The organism is Curtobacterium sp. GC_Cur_3 (assembly GCF_026544205.1).
Taxonomy (GTDB): domain Bacteria; phylum Actinomycetota; class Actinomycetes; order Actinomycetales; family Microbacteriaceae; genus Curtobacterium.
The window spans coordinates 34,345-60,043 of sequence record NZ_JALNUI010000002.1; the positions used below are offsets into that span (position 1 = coordinate 34,345).

24 protein-coding genes and 1 tRNA gene are annotated in these 25,699 nt (G+C 65.5%); 13 read left to right on the forward strand and 12 right to left on the reverse strand.

The window, feature by feature from the left end; genetic code table 11:
* Window positions 1-187 precede the first annotated feature (187 nt).
* Window positions 188-967, forward strand: coding sequence for a tyrosine-protein phosphatase (locus tag OXR63_RS01145; protein ID WP_267419488.1), 780 nt, complete (start codon window positions 188-190; stop codon window positions 965-967).
* Between the two features lie 13 nt (window positions 968-980).
* Here the strand turns inward: OXR63_RS01145 and OXR63_RS01150 are convergent, their stop codons facing one another.
* Window positions 981-1,913 carry an NAD(+)/NADH kinase gene (locus OXR63_RS01150; protein WP_194626987.1) on the reverse strand — a complete coding sequence of 311 codons (933 nt, stop codon included), beginning with the start codon at window positions 1,911-1,913 and terminating at the stop codon, window positions 981-983.
* A gap of 92 nt (window positions 1,914-2,005) precedes the next feature.
* On the opposite strand from OXR63_RS01150, the gene OXR63_RS01155 reads away from it, so the two are divergent.
* Both OXR63_RS01155 and OXR63_RS01160 read left to right on the forward strand, forming a co-directional pair.
* Window positions 2,006-2,485, forward strand: a complete 480-nt coding sequence (locus tag OXR63_RS01155; protein WP_267419489.1) for a Clp protease N-terminal domain-containing protein — start codon at window positions 2,006-2,008, stop codon at window positions 2,483-2,485.
* A gap of 172 nt (window positions 2,486-2,657) precedes the next feature.
* Window positions 2,658-5,180, forward strand: coding sequence for an ATP-dependent Clp protease ATP-binding subunit (locus OXR63_RS01160; protein ID WP_267419490.1), 2,523 nt, complete (start codon window positions 2,658-2,660; stop codon window positions 5,178-5,180).
* 92 nt (window positions 5,181-5,272) lie between these two features.
* Here the strand turns inward: OXR63_RS01160 and OXR63_RS01165 are convergent, their stop codons facing one another.
* Window positions 5,273-5,725: an SRPBCC family protein gene (locus OXR63_RS01165; RefSeq protein WP_267419492.1), complete on the reverse strand. Its 453-nt coding sequence runs from the start codon at window positions 5,723-5,725 to the stop codon at window positions 5,273-5,275.
* A 176-nt stretch (window positions 5,726-5,901) separates the two neighbouring features.
* On the opposite strand from OXR63_RS01165, the gene OXR63_RS01170 reads away from it, so the two are divergent.
* Window positions 5,902-6,444: an amino-acid N-acetyltransferase gene (locus tag OXR63_RS01170; protein WP_267419493.1), complete on the forward strand. Its 543-nt coding sequence runs from the start codon at window positions 5,902-5,904 to the stop codon at window positions 6,442-6,444.
* Window positions 6,445-6,508: 64 nt separating this feature from the next.
* Entirely contained in the window at window positions 6,509-7,204 is a 696-nt protein-coding gene (locus OXR63_RS01175) for a hypothetical protein (RefSeq protein ID WP_267419495.1), read from the forward strand.
* Between the two features lie 23 nt (window positions 7,205-7,227).
* On the opposite strand, the gene OXR63_RS01180 is transcribed toward OXR63_RS01175, so the two are convergent.
* The gene (locus OXR63_RS01180) at window positions 7,228-7,656 is read right to left on the reverse strand and encodes a hypothetical protein (RefSeq protein WP_267419497.1); all 429 of its coding nucleotides are present in this window, start codon (window positions 7,654-7,656) and stop codon (window positions 7,228-7,230) included.
* Window positions 7,657-7,772: 116 nt separating this feature from the next.
* Window positions 7,773-7,979 (reverse strand): cold-shock protein, encoded by a 207-nt coding sequence (locus OXR63_RS01185; protein ID WP_071278847.1) that lies wholly within the window; start codon window positions 7,977-7,979, stop codon window positions 7,773-7,775.
* Window positions 7,980-8,260: 281 nt separating this feature from the next.
* On the opposite strand from OXR63_RS01185, the gene OXR63_RS01190 reads away from it, so the two are divergent.
* A complete protein-coding gene (locus OXR63_RS01190) occupies window positions 8,261-8,644 on the forward strand; it encodes an SseB family protein (protein ID WP_267419499.1) in 384 nt (127 codons plus the stop codon).
* Between the two features lie 16 nt (window positions 8,645-8,660).
* Here the strand turns inward: OXR63_RS01190 and radA are convergent, their stop codons facing one another.
* Together radA and OXR63_RS01200 are read right to left on the reverse strand one after the other, a co-directional pair.
* Complete coding sequence (radA, locus tag OXR63_RS01195) at window positions 8,661-10,022, reverse strand: DNA repair protein RadA (RefSeq protein ID WP_267419500.1); 1,362 nt, start codon at window positions 10,020-10,022, stop codon at window positions 8,661-8,663.
* Window positions 10,023-10,031: 9 nt separating this feature from the next.
* Window positions 10,032-11,054, reverse strand: a complete 1,023-nt coding sequence (locus tag OXR63_RS01200; protein WP_267419501.1) for an SGNH/GDSL hydrolase family protein — start codon at window positions 11,052-11,054, stop codon at window positions 10,032-10,034.
* 142 nt (window positions 11,055-11,196) lie between these two features.
* Here OXR63_RS01200 and OXR63_RS01205 point away from each other — a divergent pair.
* From OXR63_RS01205 to OXR63_RS01225, 5 genes are all read left to right on the forward strand, one after another.
* A tRNA-Ser gene (locus OXR63_RS01205) sits at window positions 11,197-11,286 on the forward strand.
* 342 nt (window positions 11,287-11,628) lie between these two features.
* Window positions 11,629-12,795 (forward strand): hypothetical protein, encoded by a 1,167-nt coding sequence (locus OXR63_RS01210; RefSeq protein ID WP_267419502.1) that lies wholly within the window; start codon window positions 11,629-11,631, stop codon window positions 12,793-12,795.
* Window positions 12,792-13,223: a hypothetical protein gene (locus tag OXR63_RS01215; protein ID WP_267419503.1), complete on the forward strand. Its 432-nt coding sequence runs from the start codon at window positions 12,792-12,794 to the stop codon at window positions 13,221-13,223. Before OXR63_RS01210 ends, OXR63_RS01215 begins: the two co-directional genes overlap by 4 nt.
* A gap of 246 nt (window positions 13,224-13,469) precedes the next feature.
* A complete protein-coding gene (locus tag OXR63_RS01220) occupies window positions 13,470-14,378 on the forward strand; it encodes a hypothetical protein (protein ID WP_267419505.1) in 909 nt (302 codons plus the stop codon).
* Complete coding sequence (locus OXR63_RS01225) at window positions 14,375-16,393, forward strand: hypothetical protein (RefSeq protein ID WP_267419507.1); 2,019 nt, start codon at window positions 14,375-14,377, stop codon at window positions 16,391-16,393. The genes OXR63_RS01220 and OXR63_RS01225 overlap by 4 nt, the downstream gene beginning before the upstream one ends.
* Window positions 16,394-16,533: 140 nt before the next feature.
* Here the strand turns inward: OXR63_RS01225 and OXR63_RS01230 are convergent, their stop codons facing one another.
* Together OXR63_RS01230 and OXR63_RS01235 are read right to left on the reverse strand one after the other, a co-directional pair.
* A complete protein-coding gene (locus OXR63_RS01230) occupies window positions 16,534-17,352 on the reverse strand; it encodes a hypothetical protein (protein ID WP_267419508.1) in 819 nt (272 codons plus the stop codon).
* Window positions 17,353-17,714: 362 nt separating this feature from the next.
* Complete coding sequence (locus tag OXR63_RS01235) at window positions 17,715-17,975, reverse strand: helix-turn-helix domain-containing protein (RefSeq protein WP_267419509.1); 261 nt, start codon at window positions 17,973-17,975, stop codon at window positions 17,715-17,717.
* A gap of 615 nt (window positions 17,976-18,590) precedes the next feature.
* Between OXR63_RS01235 and OXR63_RS01240 the strand changes: the two genes are divergently transcribed.
* Complete coding sequence (locus OXR63_RS01240; protein WP_267419510.1) at window positions 18,591-19,514, forward strand: hypothetical protein; 924 nt, start codon at window positions 18,591-18,593, stop codon at window positions 19,512-19,514.
* Between the two features lie 16 nt (window positions 19,515-19,530).
* Here OXR63_RS01240 and OXR63_RS01245 read toward each other — a convergent pair whose 3' ends face one another.
* On the reverse strand, window positions 19,531-19,974 hold the full coding sequence (locus OXR63_RS01245) for a hypothetical protein (protein ID WP_267419511.1): 444 nt from the start codon (window positions 19,972-19,974) through the stop codon (window positions 19,531-19,533).
* A gap of 161 nt (window positions 19,975-20,135) precedes the next feature.
* Here OXR63_RS01245 and OXR63_RS01250 point away from each other — a divergent pair, with 161 nt between their 5' ends.
* Window positions 20,136-20,768 carry a hypothetical protein gene (locus OXR63_RS01250; RefSeq protein ID WP_267419512.1) on the forward strand — a complete coding sequence of 211 codons (633 nt, stop codon included), beginning with the start codon at window positions 20,136-20,138 and terminating at the stop codon, window positions 20,766-20,768.
* A gap of 134 nt (window positions 20,769-20,902) precedes the next feature.
* Here the strand turns inward: OXR63_RS01250 and OXR63_RS01255 are convergent, their stop codons facing one another.
* From OXR63_RS01255 to OXR63_RS01265, 3 genes are all read right to left on the reverse strand, one after another.
* Window positions 20,903-21,844, reverse strand: a complete 942-nt coding sequence (locus tag OXR63_RS01255; protein WP_267419513.1) for a hypothetical protein — start codon at window positions 21,842-21,844, stop codon at window positions 20,903-20,905.
* A 6-nt stretch (window positions 21,845-21,850) separates the two neighbouring features.
* On the reverse strand, window positions 21,851-23,518 hold the full coding sequence (locus OXR63_RS01260) for an HsdM family class I SAM-dependent methyltransferase (RefSeq protein ID WP_267419514.1): 1,668 nt from the start codon (window positions 23,516-23,518) through the stop codon (window positions 21,851-21,853).
* Window positions 23,519-23,641: 123 nt separating this feature from the next.
* Window positions 23,642-25,345, reverse strand: coding sequence for an AIPR family protein (locus tag OXR63_RS01265; RefSeq protein WP_267419515.1), 1,704 nt, complete (start codon window positions 25,343-25,345; stop codon window positions 23,642-23,644).
* Between the last annotated feature and the right edge of the window lie 354 nt (window positions 25,346-25,699).

Consider the following 25,699-nt stretch of genomic DNA (forward strand, 5'->3'; position numbering starts at 1 on the left):
GACTTCGGCCGGTGCCGCGAACGGTGCTGGTCGGGGGGAACCGGGTCGTTCCGTGGGAAGGCGATCCGGTGGGGTGACGGGAACGGCCCGTCCGAGCGATGCTCGGGCGGGCCTCTCGCATGTTGCGGCACGGGTAGTGCTGCCAGCATGTGATGTACGGTGTTCTGCATCGTCCCGAGGAGTTCCCGTGCCTGCTGCTGCATCCCTGTCCGTCGCCCCGACCGTCACCGACCGGGTGCGTGACGTCGAGGGCACCTTCAACCTCCGCGACCTCGGGGGACTCGCCACCGTGGACGGTCGGGTGATCGCGCCCGGCCGGTTCCTGCGCTCGGGCAGCCTCGCCGGCCTGACCGGTCAGGGCCGCACGGAGCTGGACCGGCTCGGGGTCGTCCGGGTCGTCGATCTCCGGACGATCGCAGAGCGCTCCGCCGCGCCCGACGCCCTGATCGGGTCTGCGGCTCGGTGCACGGCGGTCCCGCTGCTCGCCGGGGCGCTGTCCTCGATGGCGTCCGTCCCCACGCTCGATGACCTGTACCTCGGGCTGCTCGACGACGAGGGCACCGGCATCGTCACGGCCGTGCAGGTCCTCCTCGAGCAGCCGGGGACGGGCGGTGTGCTCTTCCACTGCTCCGCAGGCAAGGACCGGACGGGCGTGCTGGTCGCGTTGGTCCTGCTCGCGGTCGGGGTCAGTCGGGACGCCGTGCTCGACGACTACGCCCTGACCGAGCATCTCCTGCCGACGTCGTTCGGTCCAGCGGCGCTCGCGATGGCCGAACAGATCCGGGCGAGCGGCATGACCGTCGACGACGACGCGGTGCTGGCGCTCGCGACCCGGTCGCCACGTGCGGCCCTGGACGAAGCGATCGAGCACGTGGTCGACCAGTGGGGGTCAGCCGCCGGCTACCTGTGGGCGCACGGTCTGCCCGACGACGGCATCGACGCGCTCCGGGCACGCCTGCTGGCCTGAGTCGCGGTGGGCGTCAGTCCTCGACCTCGCGCCGGAGCTTCTGGCGCAGGTCGCTCGGGATGAGCTCCACGAGCTGGTCCGGGCGCACGGGCAGGTCGAGCAGGCTGAGCTTCACCCGGCCGGTGCGCCCGTGTCGCTCGGCGTCGAGCCGCACCACGCTGCCAGCGTCCTTCCGCAGGCGCATGTCGATCTGGGCACCGGTGGCCACCTCGCCCACCACGAGCCCGTCGACCTCGAGCGCTGCGCTCCTGGTGCCCTCGGCGATGTCGAAGCGGTAGCGCTCGCGCGCCGCGAGGACCACGGCGCGGTCGATCCCGGCCATCGGGGCGACCGGGGTCACCACGGACCCGGAGAGCGCGGGCGAGAGCACCGGTCCACCCGCTGCGTAGTTGTAGGCGGTCGAGCCCGCGGGCGTGGCGGCGACGATGGCGTCCGCGCGGTAGTACCCGTACCCGAGGCCGCCCACGCTGAGGTCGGCCGAGACCTGCCCTGAGCCCGGACGCCGCACGATCGTGAGGTCGTTGAACGCCAGGTAGTCCGTCCTGGCGCCGCTCCAGGCCAGCCGGGCTTCGAGGGCGTGGTGCGGTTCGAGCTGGTACTCGCCAGCGGACAGTCGTTCCAGGGCCGCCTCGAGCTCCGGCGGCTCGATCTCCACGAGGAAGCCGACGTTGCCGTAGTTGACGCCGAGCACGGGCACGGGCCGCTTCGCCACGAGCCGCATGGCGCCGAGCATGGTGCCGTCGCCGCCCAGGGCCACGACGAGGTCGACGGTCGCGGTGAAGTCGTCGTCCTCGACCACCTCGATCGTGTCGCCGATGCGGGCGGCGTCGATGCGCCGGGCGACCAGGCGCCCGAGGCCGGAGGAGTTCCAGCGCCGCAGGGTCGTGACGGACTCCTGCACGTTCTTGGTCGGGTGGACGACGAGGCCGACGACGGGCTGCTCCATGGCCCGGATGCTACCGGGCGGACCTGCGCTCGTCAGCGGCCCCGGTCCGGACGGCTTCCATACACACACACGAAACGCGATATTCTGTATGGATGCAGACTGCCGCCCTCTCCGTCGCCGTGCCCACCCTCCGTCACGGCCGCGAGATCGTGCTCCTCGCCGAACACGAGTCGCAGGACTCCGGCTTCGGCTTCGTCGACGCGGAGCACCTCCTGGTCGCGGCGGTGGTCCTCTGCGAGGGCATGCCGCGGCTGGCCCCGGTGCTCGCCGCACACGGGGTCACGCCGGCGCGTGTCCGGGAGTCCATCCGGGTGTTCGTCGGCGCGGGCTCGGTCCCGTACCCGTCCGAGCCGGACCGGGTGGTGTGCACACCGGCCGGGGCGCGGGTGCTCGCTCGGGCAGCGCAGATCGCCGGTCCCGACGAGCGGGTCCGGCCGCACCACGTGGTCCTCGCCGTGCTGGACGGCATCGACGACCCGCTGATGGGTGCCGCCAACGACGTGCTGGAGCGCCTCGGGGTCGAACCCCGTCGCTTCCGCCGCGCGATCCGCCGGGCAGCGCGCCGCTCCTGACGTCCGGCGGTCGGCCCGTCACCGCTGAGCGCACCCACCCAACCCAGGTCACGCCCACGGCGAACAGGGGCGAACCGGAGGGGGAGCGCTGGTTACTCTCGAAGTACTTGGCCGGACTCACACGAGACCGGCACAGCTGTCGGCTCCGATCGCAGGGGCCAAGGGAGAGCACATGTTCGAGAGATTCACCGACCGGGCCCGTCGTGTTGTCGTCCTCGCTCAAGAAGAAGCGAAGATGCTCAACCACAACTACATCGGGACCGAGCACATCCTCCTCGGCCTGATCCACGAGGGCGAGGGTGTCGCTGCCAAGGCGCTCGAGTCGCTCGGCATCTCGCTCGATGCCGTCCGTGAGCAGGTCCAGGACATCATCGGCCAGGGCCAGCAGCAGCCGACCGGGCACATCCCGTTCACGCCGCGCGCCAAGAAGGTGCTCGAGCTGTCCCTGCGCGAGGCGCTGCAGCTCGGCCACAACTACATCGGCACGGAGCACATCCTGCTCGGCCTGATCCGCGAGGGCGAGGGTGTCGCAGCCCAGGTCCTCGTGAAGCTCGGCGCCGACCTGAACCGGGTGCGCCAGCAGGTCATCCAGCTCCTGTCCGGCTACCAGGGCAAGGAAGCGGTCGCCGTCGGCGGCGAGCAGCAGCAGAACGCGCAGCAGGGTTCGCAGGTCCTCGACCAGTTCGGTCGGAACCTCACCCAGGCCGCGCGCGACGGCAAGCTCGACCCCGTCATCGGGCGCGAGAAGGAGATGGAGCGGGTCATGCAGATCCTCTCCCGTCGCTCCAAGAACAACCCCGTCCTGATCGGTGAGCCCGGCGTCGGCAAGACCGCCGTCGTCGAGGGCCTCGCCCAGGCGATCGTCAAGGGCGACGTGCCCGAGACGCTGAAGGACAAGCAGCTCTACTCGCTCGACCTCGGTTCGCTCATCGCCGGGTCCCGCTACCGCGGTGACTTCGAGGAGCGCCTGAAGAAGGTCACGAAGGAGATCCGCACCCGCGGCGACATCATCGTCTTCATCGACGAGATCCACACGCTCGTCGGTGCCGGTGCTGCCGAGGGCGCGATCGACGCCGCGTCGATCCTCAAGCCGCTGCTCGCTCGTGGCGAGCTCCAGACCATCGGTGCCACCACGCTCGACGAGTACCGCAAGCACTTCGAGAAGGACGCAGCACTCGAGCGTCGCTTCCAGTCGGTGCAGGTCAACGAGCCGTCGCTGCCCCACACGATCAACATCCTCAAGGGCCTCCGCGACAAGTACGAGGCGTTCCACAAGGTGTCCATCACCGACGGGGCGATCGTCTCCGCGGCGAACCTGGCGGACCGCTACGTGCAGGACCGCTTCCTGCCCGACAAGGCCATCGACCTGATCGACGAGGCCGGCGCACGCCTGCGTCTGTCGATCCTGTCGGCGCCGCCGGAGCTCCGCGAGTTCGACGAGAAGATCTCGACGGTCCGCGGGTCGAAGGAAGCCGCCATCGAGGAGCAGGACTTCGAGAAGGCCGCGTCGCTCCGCGACGAGGAGAAGAAGCTCCTCGGCGAGCGTCTCCGCCTCGAGAAGCAGTGGCGTGCCGGTGACGTTGCCGCATCCGGCACCGTCGACGAGGGCATCATCGCCGAGGTCCTGGCGCAGGCCACGGGCATCCCGGTGTTCAAGCTCACGGAAGAGGAGACCTCGCGTCTCGTCTTCATGGAGAAGGCCCTGCACCAGCGCGTCATCGGTCAGGAAGAGGCCATCTCGGCCCTGTCCAAGACCATCCGCCGCACCCGCGCCGGCCTCAAGGACCCGAACCGCCCCTCGGGCTCGTTCATCTTCGCCGGCCCCACGGGTGTCGGCAAGACCGAGCTCGCCAAGGCGCTCGCCGAGTTCCTGTTCGACGACGAGGGCGCACTGATCTCCCTCGACATGTCGGAGTTCGGCGAGAAGCACACCGTCTCCCGCCTGTTCGGTGCCCCTCCCGGGTTCGTCGGGTTCGAGGAGGGTGGCCAGCTCACCGAGAAGGTGCGCCGCAAGCCGTTCTCCGTGGTCCTCTTCGACGAGATCGAGAAGGCCCACCCGGACATCTTCAACTCGCTGCTGCAGGTCCTCGAAGAGGGTCGTCTGACCGATGGTCAGGGCCGCGTGGTCGACTTCAAGAACACCGTCATCATCATGACCACGAACCTCGGTTCGCAGGGCATCGCCGGTGGCCCGGTGGGCTTCCAGGTCGAGGGTGACTCGGGCGTCGGCTACGACCGCATGCGCTCGAAGGTGAACGAGGAGTTGAAGAAGCACTTCAAGCCGGAGTTCCTGAACCGCGTCGACGACACGATCGTGTTCCCGCAGCTGTCGCAGCCCGAGCTGCTGCAGATCGTGGACCTGTTCGTGAAGCGTCTGTCGGACCGCATGCTGGACCGCGACATGACCGTCGAGCTGACGGTCCCCGCCAAGGAGCAGCTCATCAAGGTCGGGTTCGACCCCGCCCTCGGTGCTCGCCCCCTGCGTCGCGCCATGCAGCACGAGGTCGAGGACCAGCTGTCCGAGCACATCCTGCAGGGTGAGCTCACGGCTGGCGACCACGTGAAGGTCGACTTCCGCGAGGGCAAGTTCGAGTTCGAGACCGGGCGCCAGCCGGGTCGCGAAGAGGTCCTCGCCGGTGCCGCTGCAGTGGAGTCCGGAACGGACGCCGCCCCGCAGGGCGAGATCGAGTCCTAGGAGCCACACCAGACAGACGGGAGGCCCGGTGCCAGCTGGCACCGGGCCTCCCGTCTGTCTGCGCTCACGTCATGTGACGCGAGCCGGCCTGATCAGGCCTGGACGTCACCGCGCCAGCCGTCGGCCGTGGGGGCCGCTTCGACGCGCTCCTTGTAGTTCTGCAGGTCCTTCTTGACGGCGTGGCTGCCGACGCCGACCGCGGAGCCGAGCTTCTCGAGGATGCCCGAGGGCTGCCAGTCGATCTGCACGGTGACACGGGTCTCGGCGTCCCCGAGCTTGTGGAACGTGACGACGCCTGCGTGGTCGGTCTCGCCGTCCTTCACGGTCCAGGCGACACGCTCGTCCGGGTGCTGCTCGGTGATGATCGCGCGGAACTGACGCTCCTGGCCCGCGACCTTGACGGTCCAGTCGGTGGTGGTGTCGTCGACCTGGACGATCTTCTCGACCTCGTCGAGGAAGGTGGGGAACTCCTCGAAGCGAGTCCACTGGTCGTAGGCGGCGCGAACGGGGACGTTGACGTCGACGGTCTCGATGATCTGGGGCATTGGAACTCCTTGAGCTTCTTGTCTCGTCGTCTTGCCCTGCCGAACGTAGGCCGACGGCCTGGACGCGGGCCTCGATGATGTCCCCCGGGCGCACCCGTGCCGTCTGCTCGCTGCTCTGGACGCACGGGTGCCGTTGCTGTCGGCCCGGCCTGCCGGCCCGCCGTAGGGTGGTGCGGATGACTGACCACGGGAAGCACGCGTTCGACGTCCGAGACGACCACGGCATCCTGGTCCGACCCGCACTCGCGTCGGACGTGCCGCACATCCAGCGGCTCATCGCCCCCTACGTGGACCGGCGGATCCTGCTCGGCAAGGAGAACGTCGCCCTGTACGGCTCGATCCAGCAGTTCCGGATCGCCGAGGGCCCCGACGGGACGCCCATCGGATGCGGTGCCCTCGCGGTGTTCTGGGACGACATCGCCGAGGTGCGGACGCTCGCCCTCGACGGGGACTGGATCCACAAGCGTGTGGGACACCGGATGCTCGAGGCGCTCGAGCACGATGCACGCGAACTCGGGGTCGCGCGGATCTTCTGCCTGACGTTCGAGGTGGAGTTCTTCGCGAAGCACGGGTACCTCGAGATCGGGGAGCAGGTCGTCGACCCCGACGTCTACGCCGAGCTCGTGCGGTCGTCGGACGAGGGCGTCGCGGAGTTCCTCGACCTCGCCCGGGTGAAGCCGAACACGCTCGGCAACACCCGCATGCTGAAGATCCTCTGACGGGTTCTCCCGGCGCCCGGCGGGGTTCCGCCCTGTGCTGCGCGCGGTTGTCTAGCCTGTGCGCATGTCGTCGCTCCGTCACCCCGTCGGCCCCGAGAAGCCGGTCATCTACTGGCGCCGTCGTCTGGCGGTCATCGCTGCGATCGTGATCGTGGTGGTCGTCATCGTGCTGATCGTCGTGGGGCGCGGGACCGGGGCTCCGGCGGCTGGTCCGTCGGCGTCTGGTTCGCCGTCCGCGGGTGCGTCTTCTGCTTCGTCCGGGTCCGGGTCCGGTTCCGGGTCCGGGTCCGTGTCCGGGACGTCCGGGTCTGGCGCTGCCGGGACCCCGGCGCCGTCCGCCAGCGCCGCCGCTGACGGGGCCGCTTGCACCGACGACCAGATCACGCTGACGCCCGTCCTCGACAAGAGCACCTACGGGCCGACCGAGGACCCGAAGATCGCGATGTCGATCGAGAACACCGGGTCGAACGCCTGCAGCATGGACCTCGGCTCGGCGCAGCAGGTCCTGACGATCAGCTCCGGCCAGGAGCAGTACTGGTCGTCGAAGGACTGCCAGACCGGCGGGACGAACCAGGACGTCACGATCAAGGCCGGGCAGACCCTGACCACGCCGGCCATCGCGTGGGACCGCACCCGGTCGTCGAAGGACACCTGCGACGCCGCACGCCCGGCCGTGACCGCCGGTGGGGCCAGCTACCACCTGGACGTCGCGGTGGGGGAGCTGCAGGCGAAGGCGTCGAAGCAGTTCATCCTGAACTGAGGGCGCGGGGCGCTGGGCTCGGGCTACCCGAACGCCGGGGTCTCGGCTCGGCACCGCACCGGCTTGCCAGCGGGACCGTGCTCCTCGGCGATGACCTTCTGGCCGTCGAGCAGGATGCGGCAGGTGGCGCTCCGGGCCGCCGGGGGCGTCGCCCGGACGGAGGCCGGGTCCTTCGCGAGGACGATGGACTCGTGGGTCCAGGTGGCCGTGCCGCCGTTGGCAGCGCCGGGGCGGGTGGCGGCCTTCGCGATCGTGCGGATCGTCGCTGCATCGCCGCGCTGCTCGGCACCGAGGTAGCGCACGTCGTGCAGGGTGCTGGCGTCAGGGGCGTCGACACTGACTTCGTAGGTGACAGCCCAGGCGTCGCCGACCTGCTGGTGGAGCTGCGCGCAGCCCGTCAGGGTGAGGGTGACCACGGCGAGGCTGGCGACTGCTGCAAGCGTTCTGTGCATGAAAACACAATCGCGGCCGGCCGATCGAACTTCGTCATGACGAAGTATCGATCGAGTCCGACCGCGGTCGTGTTCGAGGTCAGCCGACCGGATGACGGTCAGCGTTCCTCAGGGGTTCAGCCGATGACGGTGATGTTCTCCGCCTGCGGGCCCTTGCGGCCCTCGGTGATCTCGAACTCCACCTTCTGGTTCTCCTCGAGGCCGCGGTAGCCGCTGCCCGAGATCGCCGAGAAGTGCGCGAAGACGTCGGCGCTCTGGTCGTCCGGGGCGATGAACCCGAAGCCCTTTTCGTTGTTAAACCACTTGACGGTTCCAGTTGCCATGATGGCGTTTCCTTAACTGTTCTTGCTTTCCATCGCGGTATGACACGCAGACGGAGCCTGGTCGTATGTCGACGAGGGTGATGCGCCACGCGGGCAGGTGCCGGCGGGACGGGTTCGGGGTCAGACCCGGAGGCCAGTGACCCGTGAGTCCGGTTGAGGGGCATTGCACCTCGTCCAGACGTTGGGCGCCGCCGAAGCGGTTTCACCAACCTAGCGCGTCTGGAGCGCCAGGACCAGACGAAGTCGCCGTGATCGTCCAAAATCTGGTGAACTTGGTGGTGATGGCAGACAAGGAACAGCGCTTCCGGAGCGAACAGCTCGAGGAAGCCCTCGCACAGCAGGATGTCGCCGCGGTCGCGTTCGCGCTGCGGAACGACATCGTGATCGTCCCCCGGCTCGTCACCGGCAAGAAGGACATGCAGGTGCGTGTCTTCGGGCGGGAGAGCTCGGAGAAGCGCATCCTGCTGCTGTTCTCGTCGGCCGATGCCTACACCGCGATGGTCCCCGACGAGAAGGTCCGGCAGGTCATGGTCTACGACGCCGAGCGGCTCGAGGAGTTCCTCGCCGCCCACCTCGACTCGCTCGAGGGCGTCTTCTTCGACATCGCCGGCCCGAACACGATGCAGTCGGACCCCGTGGACCTGCTGGCCGCATTGCGCGCCTGAGGTCGGCCCACCCGGGTCAGAACGCGGCGTCGAGCTCGCGTTCGCGGACGGACTTCGTCATCGAGAACGCGACGCGGAGTGCTTCGCGCAGGTGTTCGGCGTCTGCGCCGAGGACGGTCGAGAAGCCAAGGCGCCGGGCCTCGCTGGCGCGTTGCTTCGCCCCGGTGGCCTGTCGGATCTCGCCGGCGAGGCTGATCTCGCCGATGGCCGCGAGGGTGTGCGGGTAGGGGCGGTCCCGCGCAGCACTGGCGAGCGCGAGCACGATGGCCAGGTCGGCGCCCGGCTCGGTGATCTTGATGCCACCTACGGTGGAGACGTACACGTCGGCATCGGAGAGCTTGATGCCCGCGCGGCGCTCGAGGACCGCGAGCAGCATGGCCACGCGAGACGAGTCGACCCCGTTCACGACCCGGCGCGGTTGCGGCGCCGAACTCGGGACGACGAGGGCCTGGATCTCGACGGGGAGCGCACGACGGCCCTCCATCGCGACGGTGATGCACGTGCCCGACACGGGAGCGCCGTTGCGGGACATGAACAGGCCGCTCGGGTCGGGGACCTCGTGGATGCCGTCGCCGGCCATGTCGAAGCAGCCGACCTCGTCGGTGGGGCCGAAACGGTTCTTCAGGGCCCGGACGAAGCGGAGTGCGGTCTGCCGGTCACCCTCGAAGTGGCAGACGACGTCGACGAGGTGCTCGAGCAGGCGGGGGCCCGCGATGCTGCCGTCCTTCGTGACGTGGCCGACGATGAGGACCGGCAGGTTGCGCTGTTTGGCTTCGCGGATCAGCGTCGATGCGACTTCGCGGACCTGGGACGTGCCACCCGCGATGCCGTCGATCGAGGCCGACGAGATCGTCTGCACCGAGTCGGCGATGAGCAGGTCGGGCTGCACCTGGTCGATCTGCCCGAGGATGACTCCGAGGTCGACCTCGCTCGCGAGGTAGAGGTCGTCGTGCATCGCCCCGGTGCGCTCAGCACGGAGGCGGACCTGGTCGACCGATTCCTCGGCGCTGACGTAGAGGACGCGCTTGCCCATGGCAGCTGCGCGCGAGGCGACCTCCAGCAGGAGTGTCGACTTGCCGACCCCCGGCTCCCCGCTCAGCAGGACGGCGGCGCCGGGGACGATCCCGCCGCCGAGCACGCGGTCGAACTCGCCGATGCCGGTCTGCCAGCGCGGGACGGCGCCGACGCGGGCCTGCGTGATGGGCTGCGCGATGCGGGTGCCGGTGACGGCGATGGCGTTGGTGCCGCGGGCGCTGGCCGTGGTGGCGGAGGTGTCCTCCACCGTTCCCCACGACTGGCACTCACCGCAGCGGCCGACCCACTTGATCGTGGTCCACCCGCACTCGGAGCAGCGGAACGTGGACTGGGGGCGGGCCATGCGACGAGGTTAGGCCCGGCCGCCGACATCACCCGACTGCTTGGACGGGGCGTCGGGGGCGTCGGCGTCAGTCTGTTCGGAGGCGCTGTCGACCGGTTCGTCGGGCTCCTGCTGCGTGGGGACCGACCCGGTCATCCGCTGTCGGAGGCGCTCGACGGGACCGGCCTGGTGGGCGTGCTCGAGGTCGTCGGCGCCGTCGGTGTCCTGCTCCGCGCGGGCGTTCGCGACAGCACCGGCTTCGCGACCGAGCTCCTCGGCCTCCCTCGCGGAGAGGTAGTGCCGGATCGCGGCGACGGTGTCCACGCGGGCGTCGATCGCGGGCTCGAAAGCGCTGGCCCAGACCTCGTACCCACGGTCGTTCGGGTGGAACAGGTCCCCGTAGGTGTTGAAGAACGTGCGACGGATGCCCACGCGCTTGGTGATGGCGTGCAGCGGAGCGACGGTGAGGCCGAGTTCGTCGGCGACGCGGTGGATGATCTCGTTCGCGACGGCGACCTTGCGCTCGCGGTCCGGCGAGAACATGCACGGCAGCTCGGCCACCACCGCGTGGGAGGGAACAGCGCCGTAGATCGCGCGGATGTTGCGCTCGAACTTGTCCGGGTGGAAGTCGGCGATGTCGTTCGCGCCGATCGACACCGTGCAGACGTCGGGCGTGAAGTGCTGCAGCTTCGGCAGCTGGTCACGCTTCGCACCCCAGGTCGTCGCTCCGGACACACTGAGGTTGACGACCCGGACGGTCATGCGCGAGCGGTGCCGGACCCGTCGGGCGAGCAGGCCGACGTACCCGCGGGACGGGACCGTCGCACCGACGCCCTGCGCCGCGGAGTCACCGATCGCGAGGTACGTGATCTGCCCTTCGTGGTGGAGCCGCTCGCGCCACCAGTCCGCGTGGATGGGCAGCATCTCGACCACCCGTTGTGAGGCTGCTCGCTGTCCCTTGACCCCGGCCCGGGCGCCCATGGCTGCACCACCGGCGACCACGAGGCCACCGCCGACGGAGGAGATCAGTGCGATGAGGGTGCGCGTCTTCATGTCCAGGACGCTACGCCCGCGGGACTCGTCGGATCAGCGGGGACGCTGGGTCTGTGGAGAGGCCGTGCAGCCAGCCACCTGTGGAGGGTGAGGCGTCCTGCGGTGTCGCCGGGGGCCTCCCGGATCGTGTAAACTCTCTCCCGGTACCGTGTCCGAGCGGCCGAAGGATCATGTCTCGAAAACATGTGTGGGGGCAACTCCACCGTGGGTTCAAATCCCACCGGTACCGCCACAGGGGGCGTTTACGGAACTGAGCGTCACTGCTTACGAAACTAAAAACCCCTGATGAGAGGCCCCCAGATTGCTCTGGGGGCCTCTTTTCGTTGTGCGGGGAGCGGTCTGGGGTGAACCGGTTGGCGGCATCGTGCGTTTGCTCGTGCCTGCGGGAGCGTCTTCTCGACGCTCGCACCGATGCATCGGAGGCCGCTCACGACGGCTGGGGCGGGCGCTCGTTCGCCGCGCTGGCGTTCCTTGAGAGCGAAGTTTCGATGCACAGTGGCGTCGCTCTGCGTCTCTGACTGATACTCGGTTACGTGGGAAACTTCGAGGGGCCTTTGAAGTGACGCCGCCACGTATGGCGGTACTTCTGCAGGGGCAGAAAACGCAGATCGACCCGTTGGTCTTCGTCGCACTCATCGAGAACTCGGTCGTTGCCGAGCGAAAGCCGTACCGAGACGCCCTGGACCATGGCCAGATCCGCTTCGCGGATCTGGTGGACCTCGCAAGAGCTGCGCAGGTGCCCTGGACTCTCTTCTTCGCGACGCACGACGTCGTCGACGCGCAGGTAGCGGTGAAGACCTCCAAGCTGCTTCAGGGTGTCAGCAAGGAGACGTTCTCGGTGAACTCGAGAGCAACCGTGAGGTTGCGTGACGTCGAACTCATTGTCAAAGACTTGTTGCGCAAGCAAATGCTCGTCCGTAAGCACGACGAGACGCTCACTGACAACGAGATCGTCGGCTCCCTCCGCAAGCCAGGCAGCAGTGTTGCGGAGGACGCGATTGCACTCCTGCGGGCGCTGGAGCTCGAACCAGGGGCGCTCCGCCGTGCGTCTACCAAGAGGCGCGCCCTCGAGATGCTGATTGCACACCTTGAGTCGAAGCAAGTGCTCGTTGCGCGGAGCGTCCAAGGCTTCATGCCGCAGCTCATCAAAGTGAAGTTCAGTGGACTGACGGTGCGAGATCGGAAGGTGCCCTACATCTTCCTGGCAGGAGGCGACCACGGGGATTCGCAGGAGCCGGAGGGACGTCAGCTCTTCACGCTGACACTCCTGACGGTTCTTGTCGCGCGAGGTATCTTCGCGCCGGTGACCTACGACGGTCGAAGTGCTGCGGTCGATGCTGGCCGTGAGTACGAGATCACGGCCGAGGTACTCATGCCGGCGGAGGAAGTCCTTCGCCACCCGCTGGCCTCACTCGACGACTTGCGAGCGGCGGCCGACTACTTCAAGGTGACTCCGAGCGCGATGGTCGTGCGCGCTGAACACCTTTGCCTGATTACTGCCGCCGTGACACGGTCGCACCTCAGGGAGCTCGAGAGAGAGTTCGCCGCTCGTCCGCGCTCGCAGGCGCGGACGCCGAAACCAGTGAACGGCGTTCGCAAGTACAACGGCAGGGAGCTGTCTAATCGGATGCTTGAAGCTCTCGATGCCGGTCGAATCTCCCCACGGGAGTTCTGTCGCTCCGTGTGTGGCAACCGAATCAGTCCTCGCGAGATCGGCGAGTTCCGCGAGGCGTTGGGATGATCGGACGACGCTACCTCCTCGACAACACTGTGCTGACACAGCTGACCATCGAGCAGCGTGGTTCGCGATTCGTATCGGAGCGTTGTCGAGTGCCCGGAGAGGTGCTCCATGAAGCACGCTTCCTACCCGACATCGAGTTGCTTCGCACGTTCGAGTACCCGACATCGGCGCGTGTGTTGGCGCGCTTGGTTGAGGTGATGAGCCGGGTGCGCGTCGGCGACTTCGGTCTCCTGGACCTCTACAACAACCGGGGTAGCGCTGACCCGCTACTCGTCGCTTGCGCGCTCGACGCGCGCGAGGAAGCAGAGGAAGGGCTCTTCGGATACGAGTGGATGGTGGTGACGAACGACCGTGCGGTTCGAACGATGTGCGATGAGTTCGACGTCGGCACCCTCTCGAGCGACGAGCTCCTGCAGCGTCTCGACTGAGGCGAACCAGAAGAAGCTTGAGCCCGCTCCAATCTTCTGATTGGAATCACCAACGAGACCCTCTATGATAGTTACGTGTCGTTGAACAAGCCGTGAGACGCGAGTTTTGGCCCTTCGCGGCTGGCATCGGCTCAGCGGCATACGGATCACGTGAACCAAGATCCAAGATCCCACCCCTCAGTCCGCTCTTCCCTTCCGACGCGTGCGGTAGCACACTCTGGTGCTAGTAATCAGCAACGACACGCCGTGGACGTTCGGGAAGCCATCATGGGCTACACGCCTCAACTGCCTCTCCAGAAGTGGAGACTCGTGCAGGACTTCGTCGTCGACTGCGCCCTTCGTGTCGACTACGCGAAGGCGAAGGATGTCCGCGAGGTCATGCTTCCCCTCACGCGCTTGGCCCTCTGGGCTACTGGAGGCGAGGGCCTGTCGCTCAAACCGTCTGTGCTGCTGGACGCAGCGACCGTCCGTCGTTTCGCCGCGACGCAGGAGAAGGCGCTCCAGCGCAGGGAGTACGAGCGGCGGCTTCTGCTCGTCGGCGAAGCGCTCGGCGCGGACAGGTCTCCGAGGGTGATGGGTTGTCCTGGGGTCACGCCCGTCACACCGCTCACAAGCCGCGAGCTCGCGGAGATGTCGTCATGGGTCGGTGCCATGGAGGACGAGGCGCAGAAGCGTCTGGGGTTGGCGCTCATGGGTCTGTGTGGCGGCGCTGGCTTGCGACGTGCGGAAGCCCACGATGTCGCCGTCAGTGACATCGAAGCCATCGGGACGGGTTACGTGATTCACATCCGCCGTGGCGCCGCGCGTTCCGTCGCAGTTCTCCGGTCCTTCGAACGGTACGTCGCGCGGGTGCTGAAGGACGCGAAGCCTGATGAGTTTTTCGTTAAGGCGGGACGCACCACGGAGCGGTCTCGGAAGGACCTCAAGCTCCGCCACAATCGAGACACGACCGGTCGGATGCCAAACCCTGAGCGGCTCCGAGCGAGCTGGATTGCCACGATGTGCCCCGTTCTGACGGCCGGGGAGCTCGTGTACGCGTCGGGCCTGAAGCACTTCTCGTCGCTTGCCCAGTACGAACCGTTCTTCACTGTGCCGGACCCGGTTGAGATGCGCGAGGTCCTCCGCGACCCGGCGGCGCTCGGAGGTGCGAAGTGAGGAACGACGACGACATCCTCGACGGCGGCTTCGATGAAGGTGCGCGAGCCATCATGGACTCGATGCGAGCCATCGGCCTCATCGACGAACAGCAGGTCGAAGCCGCGGGACGGCAGACCACACCACTCAAGCGGCGCGACATCCGCCGGTGCTCAAAGCGCATCACCGCGGCGCGCGTCGAATCGATGGTTGCCGGTTGGCGTGCAGAGGACAACCACGGCAAGCACGCTGGAGGCAGGCCGCCGGTGCTCAGCTTCAATGCCTTGTGCACTGTGGTGCTGCTCCTGGCCGAGGAGAACTCTCCGCTGCTCATCTCCGACATCGCCAGCGCCCTGCACGTTCGAGTTACGAAAAAGGCTCGTGAAGAACTCGGTATCGCGAACGTGAAGAAGACCGGAAATCCCAAGAAGGACTACTGGAACTGGTACATGCGGGTCAAGCGGACCTTGGATGTAATCATCGAGTTGATGGACGCGTGGCCGGTCGATAACCGGCGTGAGGGGATGCTGCTCCCTGAGCGCGAGCGTCAGCTGCAGAAGCGCGACCCACTGGTGCAGGCGGTAAAGGCGCCGCGGTCGTCGCTCTTCATCGACGCGCTTCTCGACATGAGCATGCGCGCCGTTCCTCAGCAGTACCAGGACGCTTGGGAAGGTGGTGTTTCCGTCGACCAGACATCCATCGCGACCTACAGCCAGCTGATGCCGTGGAAGCGAGACCACGAGCTCCCGGGCAGCCCCGAGGTCCCGGACGAGGTCTACGTCGAGGTCGACGGTCGCATGAAGTGGGCACCGGCCGACCGTCCCGTCGTCGAGCCAGACGCGACTCCCTACCCGCTCGACAAGAGCCGACAGAACAAGGACTTTGACGGTCCCGCGTCCGACTACGAGCAATCGTTCGCTGCGAGCCTGTTCCTCAGCGTCACCGACCCGAAGAAGCCCGACGCGCACCCGCAGCTCATCGTTGCCGCGAGCCTGCACCAGTGGGGCCGCAGCGTGGCAGAGCGGACCGTGGCTGGGATTGATTCGCTCCTCGAACGAGGCTGGACTGTGAAGCGGCTCACGGCTGACCGCGGTTACAGCGCGAACATCTCTGTCAACGGTTTCCGTCGGCCGATGGCCGAACGTGGCATAGGGCTCGTCATCGACTACAAGGGCGGCAGGACCGGTCAGCTCGGTGTGCAGAAGCAGACCGTGCACGGTCTGCTCGAGATTGAGGGTGGGCTGTACTGCCCTGCGACCCCGGTGGACCTGCGCACCGCGACTGATGACGCTCGTGAGCGCCGCATCGCTCCGCGCGAGTACTTCAAGAAGGTCGAGGCCCGCGAGTCGTATCTCGCCCGCCCGCGGTCGGGCGGTCCGGATGGGAACGGAGCCATTCGCCTTCGCTGCCCTGCCCGTGGCAAGAGCCCGACGGTTACCTGCCCGCTCGTCGAGATGCACGCCCAAGCGAGCAAAAGTCCGGACATTCATCGGCCGCCGATTGACGAGGACCTCGTACCGGGGCATCCAGATCTCATCTGCTGCCAGGACTCGGTGAAGGTCGAGTGGGATGACGCGCTCACGACTCGACAGGAACTGCACTACGCCAGCGACGAGTGGCTCAGCGTGTTCGGCCACGACCGGCAGTCGATGGAAGGTTTCAATGCATACCTGAAGAACAACCGTAATCTCGGTGATGCGTCGAAGCGCCGGATGCGCGGCCTGGCAGCACAAGCCTTCCTCCTCGCTTTCATCCTCACGGCCGCCAACTTCACGCGAATCAACAAGTTCCTGCACGACCGTGCGGCGGGAGTCGTCACACCCGTGCACCGCGAACGACTCCGGGACCGAGAGGGCCGCAGCGATTACAAGCGATTCCCAACCAAGCCCCCGCGCCGCAAGGGCATGCGCACAGTCGACAAGCGCAACGCAGCCAAGGAAGCGGCGAAGGCTGCTTCAGCTCTGCCGGCGGGTATCACCAACGGCCAGCCCACAGCCCTCGGCCGACGTCGCGGACGTCGCCCCGCGGGCGAGTAGACGCGCGAGTGCGGGCCGGCGCATAAGTGTCGGCCCTCGCTACGCATCACGGAGGAAACGTCGGTCGCTGTCCCAATCACGTTCCGTTACGAAGGGCAGGAGCCGGTCAAACGCCTCCGCGGATTGAACGCCAGCAGCAGCTATGAGAACTGGTAGCGGTGTCCCCGAAGTGAGGTGGCGCACGATCCATGTCGCTCGCATCCGACGCGCCTGTAAGTGGACGCGCCCGGGTTGCGGGACACGAAGTCCGTTATGAGATTCGCGTTCCCACCCTCCTGGCCTGCCCGGAACAGCCAGCCTTCACCCTCCATGAAGTCGCAGCGACGACGGAGCGCGTCCTCCCACTCGCGGATCAACACAACTCGACGTGGGTTCGCGCCCCCTACTCGAAGGACGATCGCGTCAGTGCTCAGGCTGACATCCTCGGTTTTGACGTCGCAGATTTCGCGGCCCGTGAGACCAGCCCCGAGGCCAAGCGCCAGCAACGCCGCCGCGGAACTACGGCGCTCTGGAGAGCGCTGTACGGACGCCCACGACAGGAGCGAGGCGACCTCCTGCTCGTTGTAGGGAGCGGACGGACCCGAGCGCGTGATCGTTGGCTTGGCGTCGGGGGCTCGGTCCGGTCCCAGGAGAGCCGTCGCCATGCTCCTAAGCTTGGACCGCATGGTTGCGCGACCGGCGTTCGTGTACGCCTCGAGACCCTGACGGCTGAACTGGTCCACCGTTGCGGGATGGAAGAGCATCTTCACCTTCAACGGGTAGCCGGCCGTTTCGACAGCCCATCGCGTGAGCTTCGCCGTGACCGGGTAGAGCTGCTTCTCCGTGTACGCGGTCTTCGGCGCCGCTACGCGGACCGTCTCCCTGACGAAGCCACCGATGCGGGTCCACATCTCCGGCGGCATCTGCGGCGTGTAGTAGTAGTGCGCCGATTCACCTGCGCGCTCGTCTCCGGGAGCCATAGTGCTTATACTAATCAGCATTACTGTTCGACGATCGGCTGAGCTGCGCATCGTTCGGATCGGGGGCTCCTCGGTTCACCTCGCCGGGCTCGGGGGCTTCATCATTCCGCCCGGAGTACAGATTGAAGTCGCGGACTTCGGCCCCCGCGCTGATATCAATGCTCGTCGAGGTGATGAGATCGTCGGTGCCTCTGTCAACTTCCGCTCGGGTGCCCGGCAGGTGCAGACAAACTCGCACCGCGGGTCCATGCTGGTGCGCTTGACCATGGTCCTTGTGGACCTGCTCGTCGAAGCCAGGGCGGTGAACTGGGCGGGTCAGCCTCTCGGGAGGCTTCGCGACGTAGAGGAAGGGACCTTCGGCTCTATGCCACTGACCCCTTGGGGCGCGGCTCCGCCGTCGACGGTGATGCCGCTTTCGCGAGTTCGGCGCGCACATCGGCGGAGGAGTACAGGTCGGCGTTCAGTCCGAGTTCGAGCCGCGAAACCGTTGCGAGATCGGGCCAAGCGCGGCCATGGAGGATTTTCAGCAGGGTGACGTGGTGAATACCAACCTGGTCGGCGACGTCCCGCAGTGTTCGACCGGCCATCGCGTCATGAAGGTTCAGCACGAACTGGCGTGCCACCTCAGCCGACGGATCCGACGAGTGCCTATCTGGCCACGGCGCGGGAGCGAGCTCGGCAGGAGTCGCGCGCGCCGTTCTAGCCATGACTCAAGGGTACGGCGGAAGCGCGGGTGCCGCCTCCGCCCGCGCCGTCTTCGCGTGCAACAGCCGCTATGTCGCGGCGCAGCCTAGTGACCGGTGGCCGGTGGCCGGTGGCTGGTAGAGGTACGTGCTCGGCACGATCACGGTGGCGTTTCATGCTAGTTCCCGCGGTTCGTCGACGAGCGTTAAACGGTGCTTGTCGATTGTGAACAGGGAAGCGAAAGTGTCTCGAACTGTCTGTTTTGCACCTTGTTTGTCTGTCGCGCGGCGTCCCTGCGACCGGGCGAGCGGTGCCAGTAGCCGGCGTAAGTTACATCAGCGGACGTGCGTAAAGGTTCACGGGGGCGGTCGGAAGCGGCACAACGAGCAGAGGACCGTACGGGTTGAGTAGCTCTTCGACAGTGACCAGCTGTGGGAGATCGTTGACGAGCTTCGTCGTGGCGCACCCTTTGAGACAGCCCCCCTTCCCGTCAGCAGTCAACCGAACCTGCAGCAGTTCCCAACAATGACAGTGCGAGATGTCAGGCTGCTTGCATGCATTCCATCTGCTCAACTGACCCCGCGTCGCCACCCGTTCAACTACAGGCCGGGCTGCACGTCGACGTTCCGACCGCAGCTGACATCCAAGCCATCAGCCAGGCGCTACTGCTACTTGTACGGGCCGCAGAGACGATCACCAATGAAACTGCGGATCGTCAGCCGCCTGCCGGTTCTGCAGCTGCCGAGCTCTGGCAGGGCGTAGAACCGCAATTCGCTATCGATGGCTTCCTACTCATGCAGTACGCGAACATGTCCGCTTTCGATCATGTGCGAGGGTTCGTGGCGTTGCTTCGAACCCCGACTGTGCGGTCCACTGCGCTGGCGACTGTGGCTCGCGGCGCCCTCGAGTCGCTCGCGCGCACTTGGCACCTACTGCAGCGACCGGACTCGGATCAGTTCCTCCACACTGTGCTGTCTTTTCTGCGTTCCGATCTGCGATACTCGGAGTTGCTAGAGGAACCGATCTGGAACCGTAACGGCGAACGTCTCGACGCCGCTGAGCAGCGACGGTTCTACTTGGCAGAGTTTACGAGACTCGGACTACCAGCACCGAGCAAGATCGATCTCAGCGACTTGGTCGCCGGTCTTCTCAACGCAGCTACCGGCGCAGCCGACGGACGGCTTCGATACTCAGCGCTGTCATCGATCGCGCATGGCCAGCGGATCGGCATCAACACATTCGTTGCCACGAACGAGACTGGCCTGATCGTCGGTCTTCGGGCTCCGCGCAACGTTGTCGCCGACATGGTCGGACAACTTGTTGCTACCCTCCACGAGACGAACACGGACCTCTGTCGGTTCTTCGGCGATCAGCCACGTCACGTCGATCTGCTCCGCGCGTCATCCCAGCGAGCTGCGGCCGCTCTGGAACCGCTCAGCGAGGCGATCTGGCCGTCGGAAACGGAGCAACCGAGGTGAGGGCGGACGATCGCTGTCAGGGCCAATAGTTGCGAACGTGCTCGAGGAGTGCCAAATCGCAGTCACGCGCCCAGTAGTACGGAAGTTGCGAGAAGCGTACGGCCGCATCGGGTTCGCTGAAGCGGCGACGAGCAGGGGTCGGTCCCGCACCGATGTAGGGTTCGTCGATTCCGGCGAACTGGTGCGCGGTTGTGTCGATCGAGAAGAGGGGGCTGCCATCTTCCCCTCGCCATTCGAGCCAAACATGGCCGCTAGTTCCGTCGGTCTGCGTGACAACCCACCAGTCACCCAAACCCTCGTCCTTGAGCACGGCGCCGATGGCGTAGGCCATCGAGTCGCAGGACCCACTCGGAAAATTGCGCAGGAAGATGAGCTTTGGGTCCGTAAAACGACCTGGGATCGACGGTGCCACCTCGAGTACGCGTCGCGCAACGTCAGTCGCAGCGGCGAAGTCGATCATGCAGCTGAGTCTAGGACTGTGAGCGTCGGTGTGGAAAGCGGAGCGTCGAACCGGTTACGTCTTGGCAGCGGGTTCGCAGCGGCCCGATTTGGAGGGACCCCTCGCGGTGAACAGCGCCAAACGACTAGCATTCGTGGACCGCCCACCGCACGAAGGACCCCATGGCCGACGCCACACGCCCCCCGCACACGCTGGTCAAGATTGAACTGAATTTGGGTTCGCCTGCATATCTCGCCGCCGCAAACCAATTTTCCGAGCCTTACTGCGAAGCCTGGTGGGCGGCCCTTGGCGACGCCTTGTATGGACGGCCGGGATGGTACTGCGAGCTCGTCATTACTGACACGGGCACGTCGTTGTTGTGGTCGTTCGGCGCCCTGGGCACGTCGCTCTTCAACATCGGGTGGGAGGGTGATGCGGATAGCATCACGCTATTCGACTACGAGAATGACCGGAGTATCTCTTTCGGTTCGTCCGTCGAACTCAACGAGTGGCTAGATCAGAATGAGTGGCGACATGATGACCACGTCCGCGAAAACCTCGCTCCGATGCTCGCCGATGCCAACTGGGCGCTACTGCAGAGCGTCGAATTCCAGATCGATGTCACGCATGACGACTCGACTTGGATCGCGACAGTGCAGAAGCTACCGGTAACGGCGGCGTTTGGACCTAGCCTTACCGAGGTGCTATCGGCTGCCCGGGCGGCGATTGTCCACGAATTCGGGGCACCGGCGGGCCTCGCTTCGCAGATCAAGGTGTCTGCACACTTCGACCCCGCGGCGGTCGCCGCTACTTAACGATGTCGTAGGTCCGAGCTGGCGTGCCCAAATTGAAATTGACGACGAGTAAAAACCTCTTATCGTCGTCGCAGCCGCCCCCGGTGCTGCAGGACTGCCGATGATTCCGGCTGCGGTCGCGGCGCGCAGTAGTGCTACACCAACCTGTCGTCACCAGCGTCGCTCTCCGCCTCTGTGATCGCGTCTTGCTCGGCAACTGGGATGTGGCGGCGTTCAAGCAGGCTCCGGACGTTCACATGTTGCGAGATCGGTGTGGCCGTGAGTACTTGATGGACCATGCTGACCATGAATTGCTCGGGACGGACGTCTTCCGGCACCTGGTCAAGTACCACTCGTACTGGTTCAGTAGGCGGACCATCAGTCGGGCTCTCGTAATGAACGAGGGCAAGTCCGGTAGCCGTGTACCCGTTGGTGCCGCCTAGATCGCGCAGCTTACGCATCATGTCGACCGTGCGCTCAAAGGCTGCGGGCTCTTCGGTCAGAATTGTGTCGCGCTGAACGAAGAAGAACCCGACGGCTGCCAATGGGTACCTCGAGCGCAGGTTGCCGGCGTCTCCATATGCCTCTTCAAATCGATTCGGCAGGTTCTTTCCAAAGGAGGACACTTGAGTCTTGGTGCTGAGGAGCAACTCAGGGCCGCGGTCCCAACGGGCTATCGCGACGTCTACCTGCTTCTCGTACGCCCGCCCGAGGAAGTGTGCGTCTGAGGGCGCCACAGCCGGGAGGCTTTCCAAGCGACGGCGCACCTCAGCGGCAAGCCCGACAGGAAGCCTGTCAAGGAGCACTGCCACGTCCCTCGGAAGGATCCGCGGCCGGGTGGGGCGCGGCCAGACCTCATCGGGACCGAAACCGGCGCGGCGAAGTTCGTGGGAAAGCCACGAGTCAACGCCGCCAGCGAGGGACCCGCTTGCAGCGGTTTTGTTCGATGCGACTGGAAGTGTCAATAGCTGCTCTAGGAGCGCGTAGTCGGGCTCGTAGAGCGGGTCGTTCCCGTACTGGTGTCGCCACGGGTCGGTTGCGTGAGTTGCGGCGAGGATGCTGTCAAAGATGCTGAACGAGTCACTTCGGGATGACATGGCGGCTCAGGCTTCGGTGCGCGGTTCGCCGCCACGGGCAGCGCGACGAGAGTACAGCGCCGCGCGAGCGGCGCGAATTGCGGTGATCTGCGTGGCGGTGCAGTGCATGTCATGCGCTAGGAGCACCTCGTCCACGAGAACCGTAGCGCCCAATAAATCGCCGGCGCGCAGGCGTGATCGCACTGCGGGCTTTATCTGAGCTAGATCGCCTGCAGCCGAGGCCACGAGCGTTGGTGAGGGCACGGGCAACTCGTCAGCTTCGCGCGGCTCCAACTTCAGCATGCCACCGCCGTAAGCGCGCCCGACCATCTCCGCGCCGAGCAGCGTCAGGCTGTTCAACGATGCGACGGGCAGCAGTTCTAGACCGATATCACGCACATGCGGTTGCAAGTAGATGCCGTGCACGCTGTTGAGGTGATGTGCGCCAGCCTTGTTTGTCGTGATCCGAGGTGTGTCAGCATTCATGTAGGTCAGGAATAGGTCCGCCGGTTGGATCACCGGCACCCTCCACCACGGTGAGCGAACCCGACACTTGTAGGCGGTATCAACTCCGGCTCGGTGGCCGGCATCGATATATGCCTGCCCAGCTGGGGACGGAGTACCTGCAGGTCTGAACAACCACGTTGCCGCGCCCTCCTCACCGAGGTTCCGCAACCGGTCCTTCGTGAGCTCAAGGCCGCGCAAGTGCTTGGAACCGGGCGGCGACAACCGCACTAGATCACTTCCAATAAGCCCAAGTTCGCGAACGCGCTCGGGCGAGAGCGCGAAGTATTTGTTATTGCCGGTCACCATTCCGAGAGTGGTGTCGCCCCAGTCCTCCAGTCTCGTGAAAGCGTCAGACCGCACTGCTGAGCTGTATGCGGCGAGGGCGTCTCGGCCCAGGAGCGACGGTGTCCACTTCCCACCGGGGGTCGTCGGTGTCCACGGGTAGGCGACGAGGTCCGGGGTGAGGTCGTTGGGTGAAGAGACCTGGTAGATCGACATATGGGTCGCCGCGCCGTTTTGGTATCCGTCCGCAAGGAGCAGCACGACTTCTTCCAACACTCCGGGGAAGACACGCTCATCAAACATCACCAGTTGCACCTCGGCAAAGGAGCGCATAAGGAAAGAGCGAATCTCGGCAGCGTAATTCACGCTCAGCAACTCAGCAGGCAGCACCAAGCCCATGCGGCCGCCAGGCTTGAGGAACAACGCCGAATGCACTGTGAACGCGGCCCAGCTCGACGCGAGTGCGGTGAGGTTCACGCCGCCCCGGAGCGCGGCGGCACGAGACCGGCTGCGCGACTCCCCAGCGAAGTCTTGATACCTAACATATGGGGGATTGCCGATAACCACGTCGTAGCGGGGCGCGGGATCAAGGAGGAAGAAATCGCTGACGATCACATCTGCGTGCGTCCCGGTCGCCTCGACCAGCGTCTTCGCGGTCCTCGCCGACTCAGCATGGAGTTCCACACCATGCAGCGTCGGCGTGTCTCTCCACCCGAGCTGTGCGAACCGGTCGGCTGCTGCCACGAGGAACGCCGCCTCGCCGCAGGAGGGCTCGAGGACCTCCTCGGTCCCGGTGCGGAGCGCCCACTCGGCGATGAACTCGGTCACCTTCAGCGGTGTGAAGAACGCTCCGCGAGCCTTCCGAAGCTCGGCAGTGTCGGTGCCAATAGCGGAAGCTTCACTCATGGCCACCATCCTGCCCTACAGCGCAGGGCCTCTGCCTCAGTTCGACCACTCTGCTCTGAGGTGGTGGAAGGTGCTCTCCCACCGCCGGGGTCCGCGGGCTGGGCACTCCGGCGGTCAGGGACTTCAGTTCTGACGCCTCTCGATCCGCCGAGAGTACGCGTACTGCTTGCGGGCGTCCTTCGCCAGCTTCACCAGAACTTCCCGGTTCTTGAAGTCGACCTTGTAGTCGTCGAACTGTTCCTCATCGTCGACATAGTCTTCGGCCCTGCTTGCCAGCGAGCCGGCAGCATGCCGGGCAAGGTCCTCCAAAGCTTTCCGAAGGTCTTCCAAATTTTCCAATGCTGTCGCGGGGTCCTCAAGGTATCCGAGTGAAGTCTCCTCGGTCCGCATGAGTTCCGCTGTAAGGTAAACCATGACGAGTTGAGTGAGTTTCCGAGCGCCAAGATAGATCCTCGGGATCTGTTCTTCTATGCGGGTTACGGCCTCGCTAATCTCGTGGACCAAGACAATGTGACTCGCGCCGATGTAGTCTCGGAAGATGAGAGTGTAATTCTCTTCCTCGAAAAGCGCGAGGAGCTTCACGGCGAGCCAGGGCTGCTTTGTGTACACGGCACAGAGGAGCTGGGCCGCCGAGTCATTTTGAATGACAGTCCCGGTGTACTTCGCACTGGCATCCGGGCGCGTCACATACACGTAACCCGGGTATGTGTCACGCATCTCCTTTTCCAACCGAAGTTGGATTCCGGAGAGTGCTCGGAGATTGCGAGCGTTGACGGGGTTTTGGCTATTGCTTCTCCAGGCGACTTCGCGCGCAACCTGGCTGTGTTCGCCGATCTCTACGAACTTCACGACGAGCAGTAGATCGTCGGTCAAGAACTCACTACGGTCGTTCAGTCCTAGAACGCTTTGTGCACCGTTAACCACTGACACGCCGGAGAGTTTCACAGTGTCCCCGATGACTTCAATCTTGTGCGACACGACTGTGAGGCCGTTATGAAAAGCGAGAAAGTTCTCGTGGTCGGCGGTCTTCTCCAAGGCTTTTCGGAAGCTACGACTGACCCTATTGGGGCGCAGCTCCTTCCGGACGTTGAGGTCGAACAAAGTGCGGTCTTCAATGCCAGGCCATTTCACGATGTCGCTGGCCTTCACTGCCGCGACCACTTGCTTGCGGCCATCGACATCTACTTGGAAACGGCGCGACTCCGGTGCCTCGACGTCGACGTCGAGGTCAATGGGTTGCGGCACCAGGAAGGCCTCACATATCGGCGCTAGCCGATTGAGGTCATAGGCAGTCAGGTAGTCTGCGCCGTGCGCCTGGTTCGCAGCCCGGACGAGTTGAGTGGCTTTTTTCCCGAGGATTCCGGCGGTTAAGAAAATCAAGCGAGTCTGCAATTTGCCCTGGGACAACTTCGAGCGAATGTTGAGTCGTTTGATTAGCGCTGCAAGCGGCGGTTCGATGGGTCCGTCCTGCAGCAACTGGTCCAGCGCTTCGAGTGTGGCGAAGTGGCTAGCAAACCCGGTAAACGACGCGATGTCAGGCTCGCCGATCTCCTTCGGCGATTCTGGGTACTTAGACTGGATAAGTACCAGAGTGTCATTGTCACCATCGCCGAGAGGCGCTTCGACGTAGAGAGCGTCAACCCCGCGGTCGTCCGTGCCGTCACTGACAAATTCGTAGGCGTCGAGGTCGTCGAATCCTACAATGTTCCTGAGGAACCATAGCGCGAGGACGGAACGGGGCCGCGAAAGTCCTTCGCTTGCCTCCGGGTTTGCAACCGATGCGAGAAGATTGTACTTCTCCTGTGCAATTTGTTGCTTCGTTGCCATGTTGAGCCCTCCCGTGCGCCCCCTGCGCAGATTGCCGATCGTAGTACCGGTGCGGAGACTCTACAGGCATCGCCACCGCATTCCGCCAATCCGATGAGAGGTCAGCGGTCTCGGGCAAGCTGCCCTCGATCAGTCGGAGCCGGGGGAGTGACGGCAACCTCCGGTAGGTTTGACGGCCCGCTCTTGCGGACGTGTCTCTGGCGTGTCGGTGTTCGCTCCTACGCTTCGTCTTGTGGGTCGTCGTCGTTCTGATTGATGGGTACCGTCTCATCCGTTCTCGCTCGGCGTGGAGGTTCGTGAGGCGGAGGTGCGTGAGCGCGAGAAGCCGATGCCGGTGTGCGCGTTGTTCCAGTC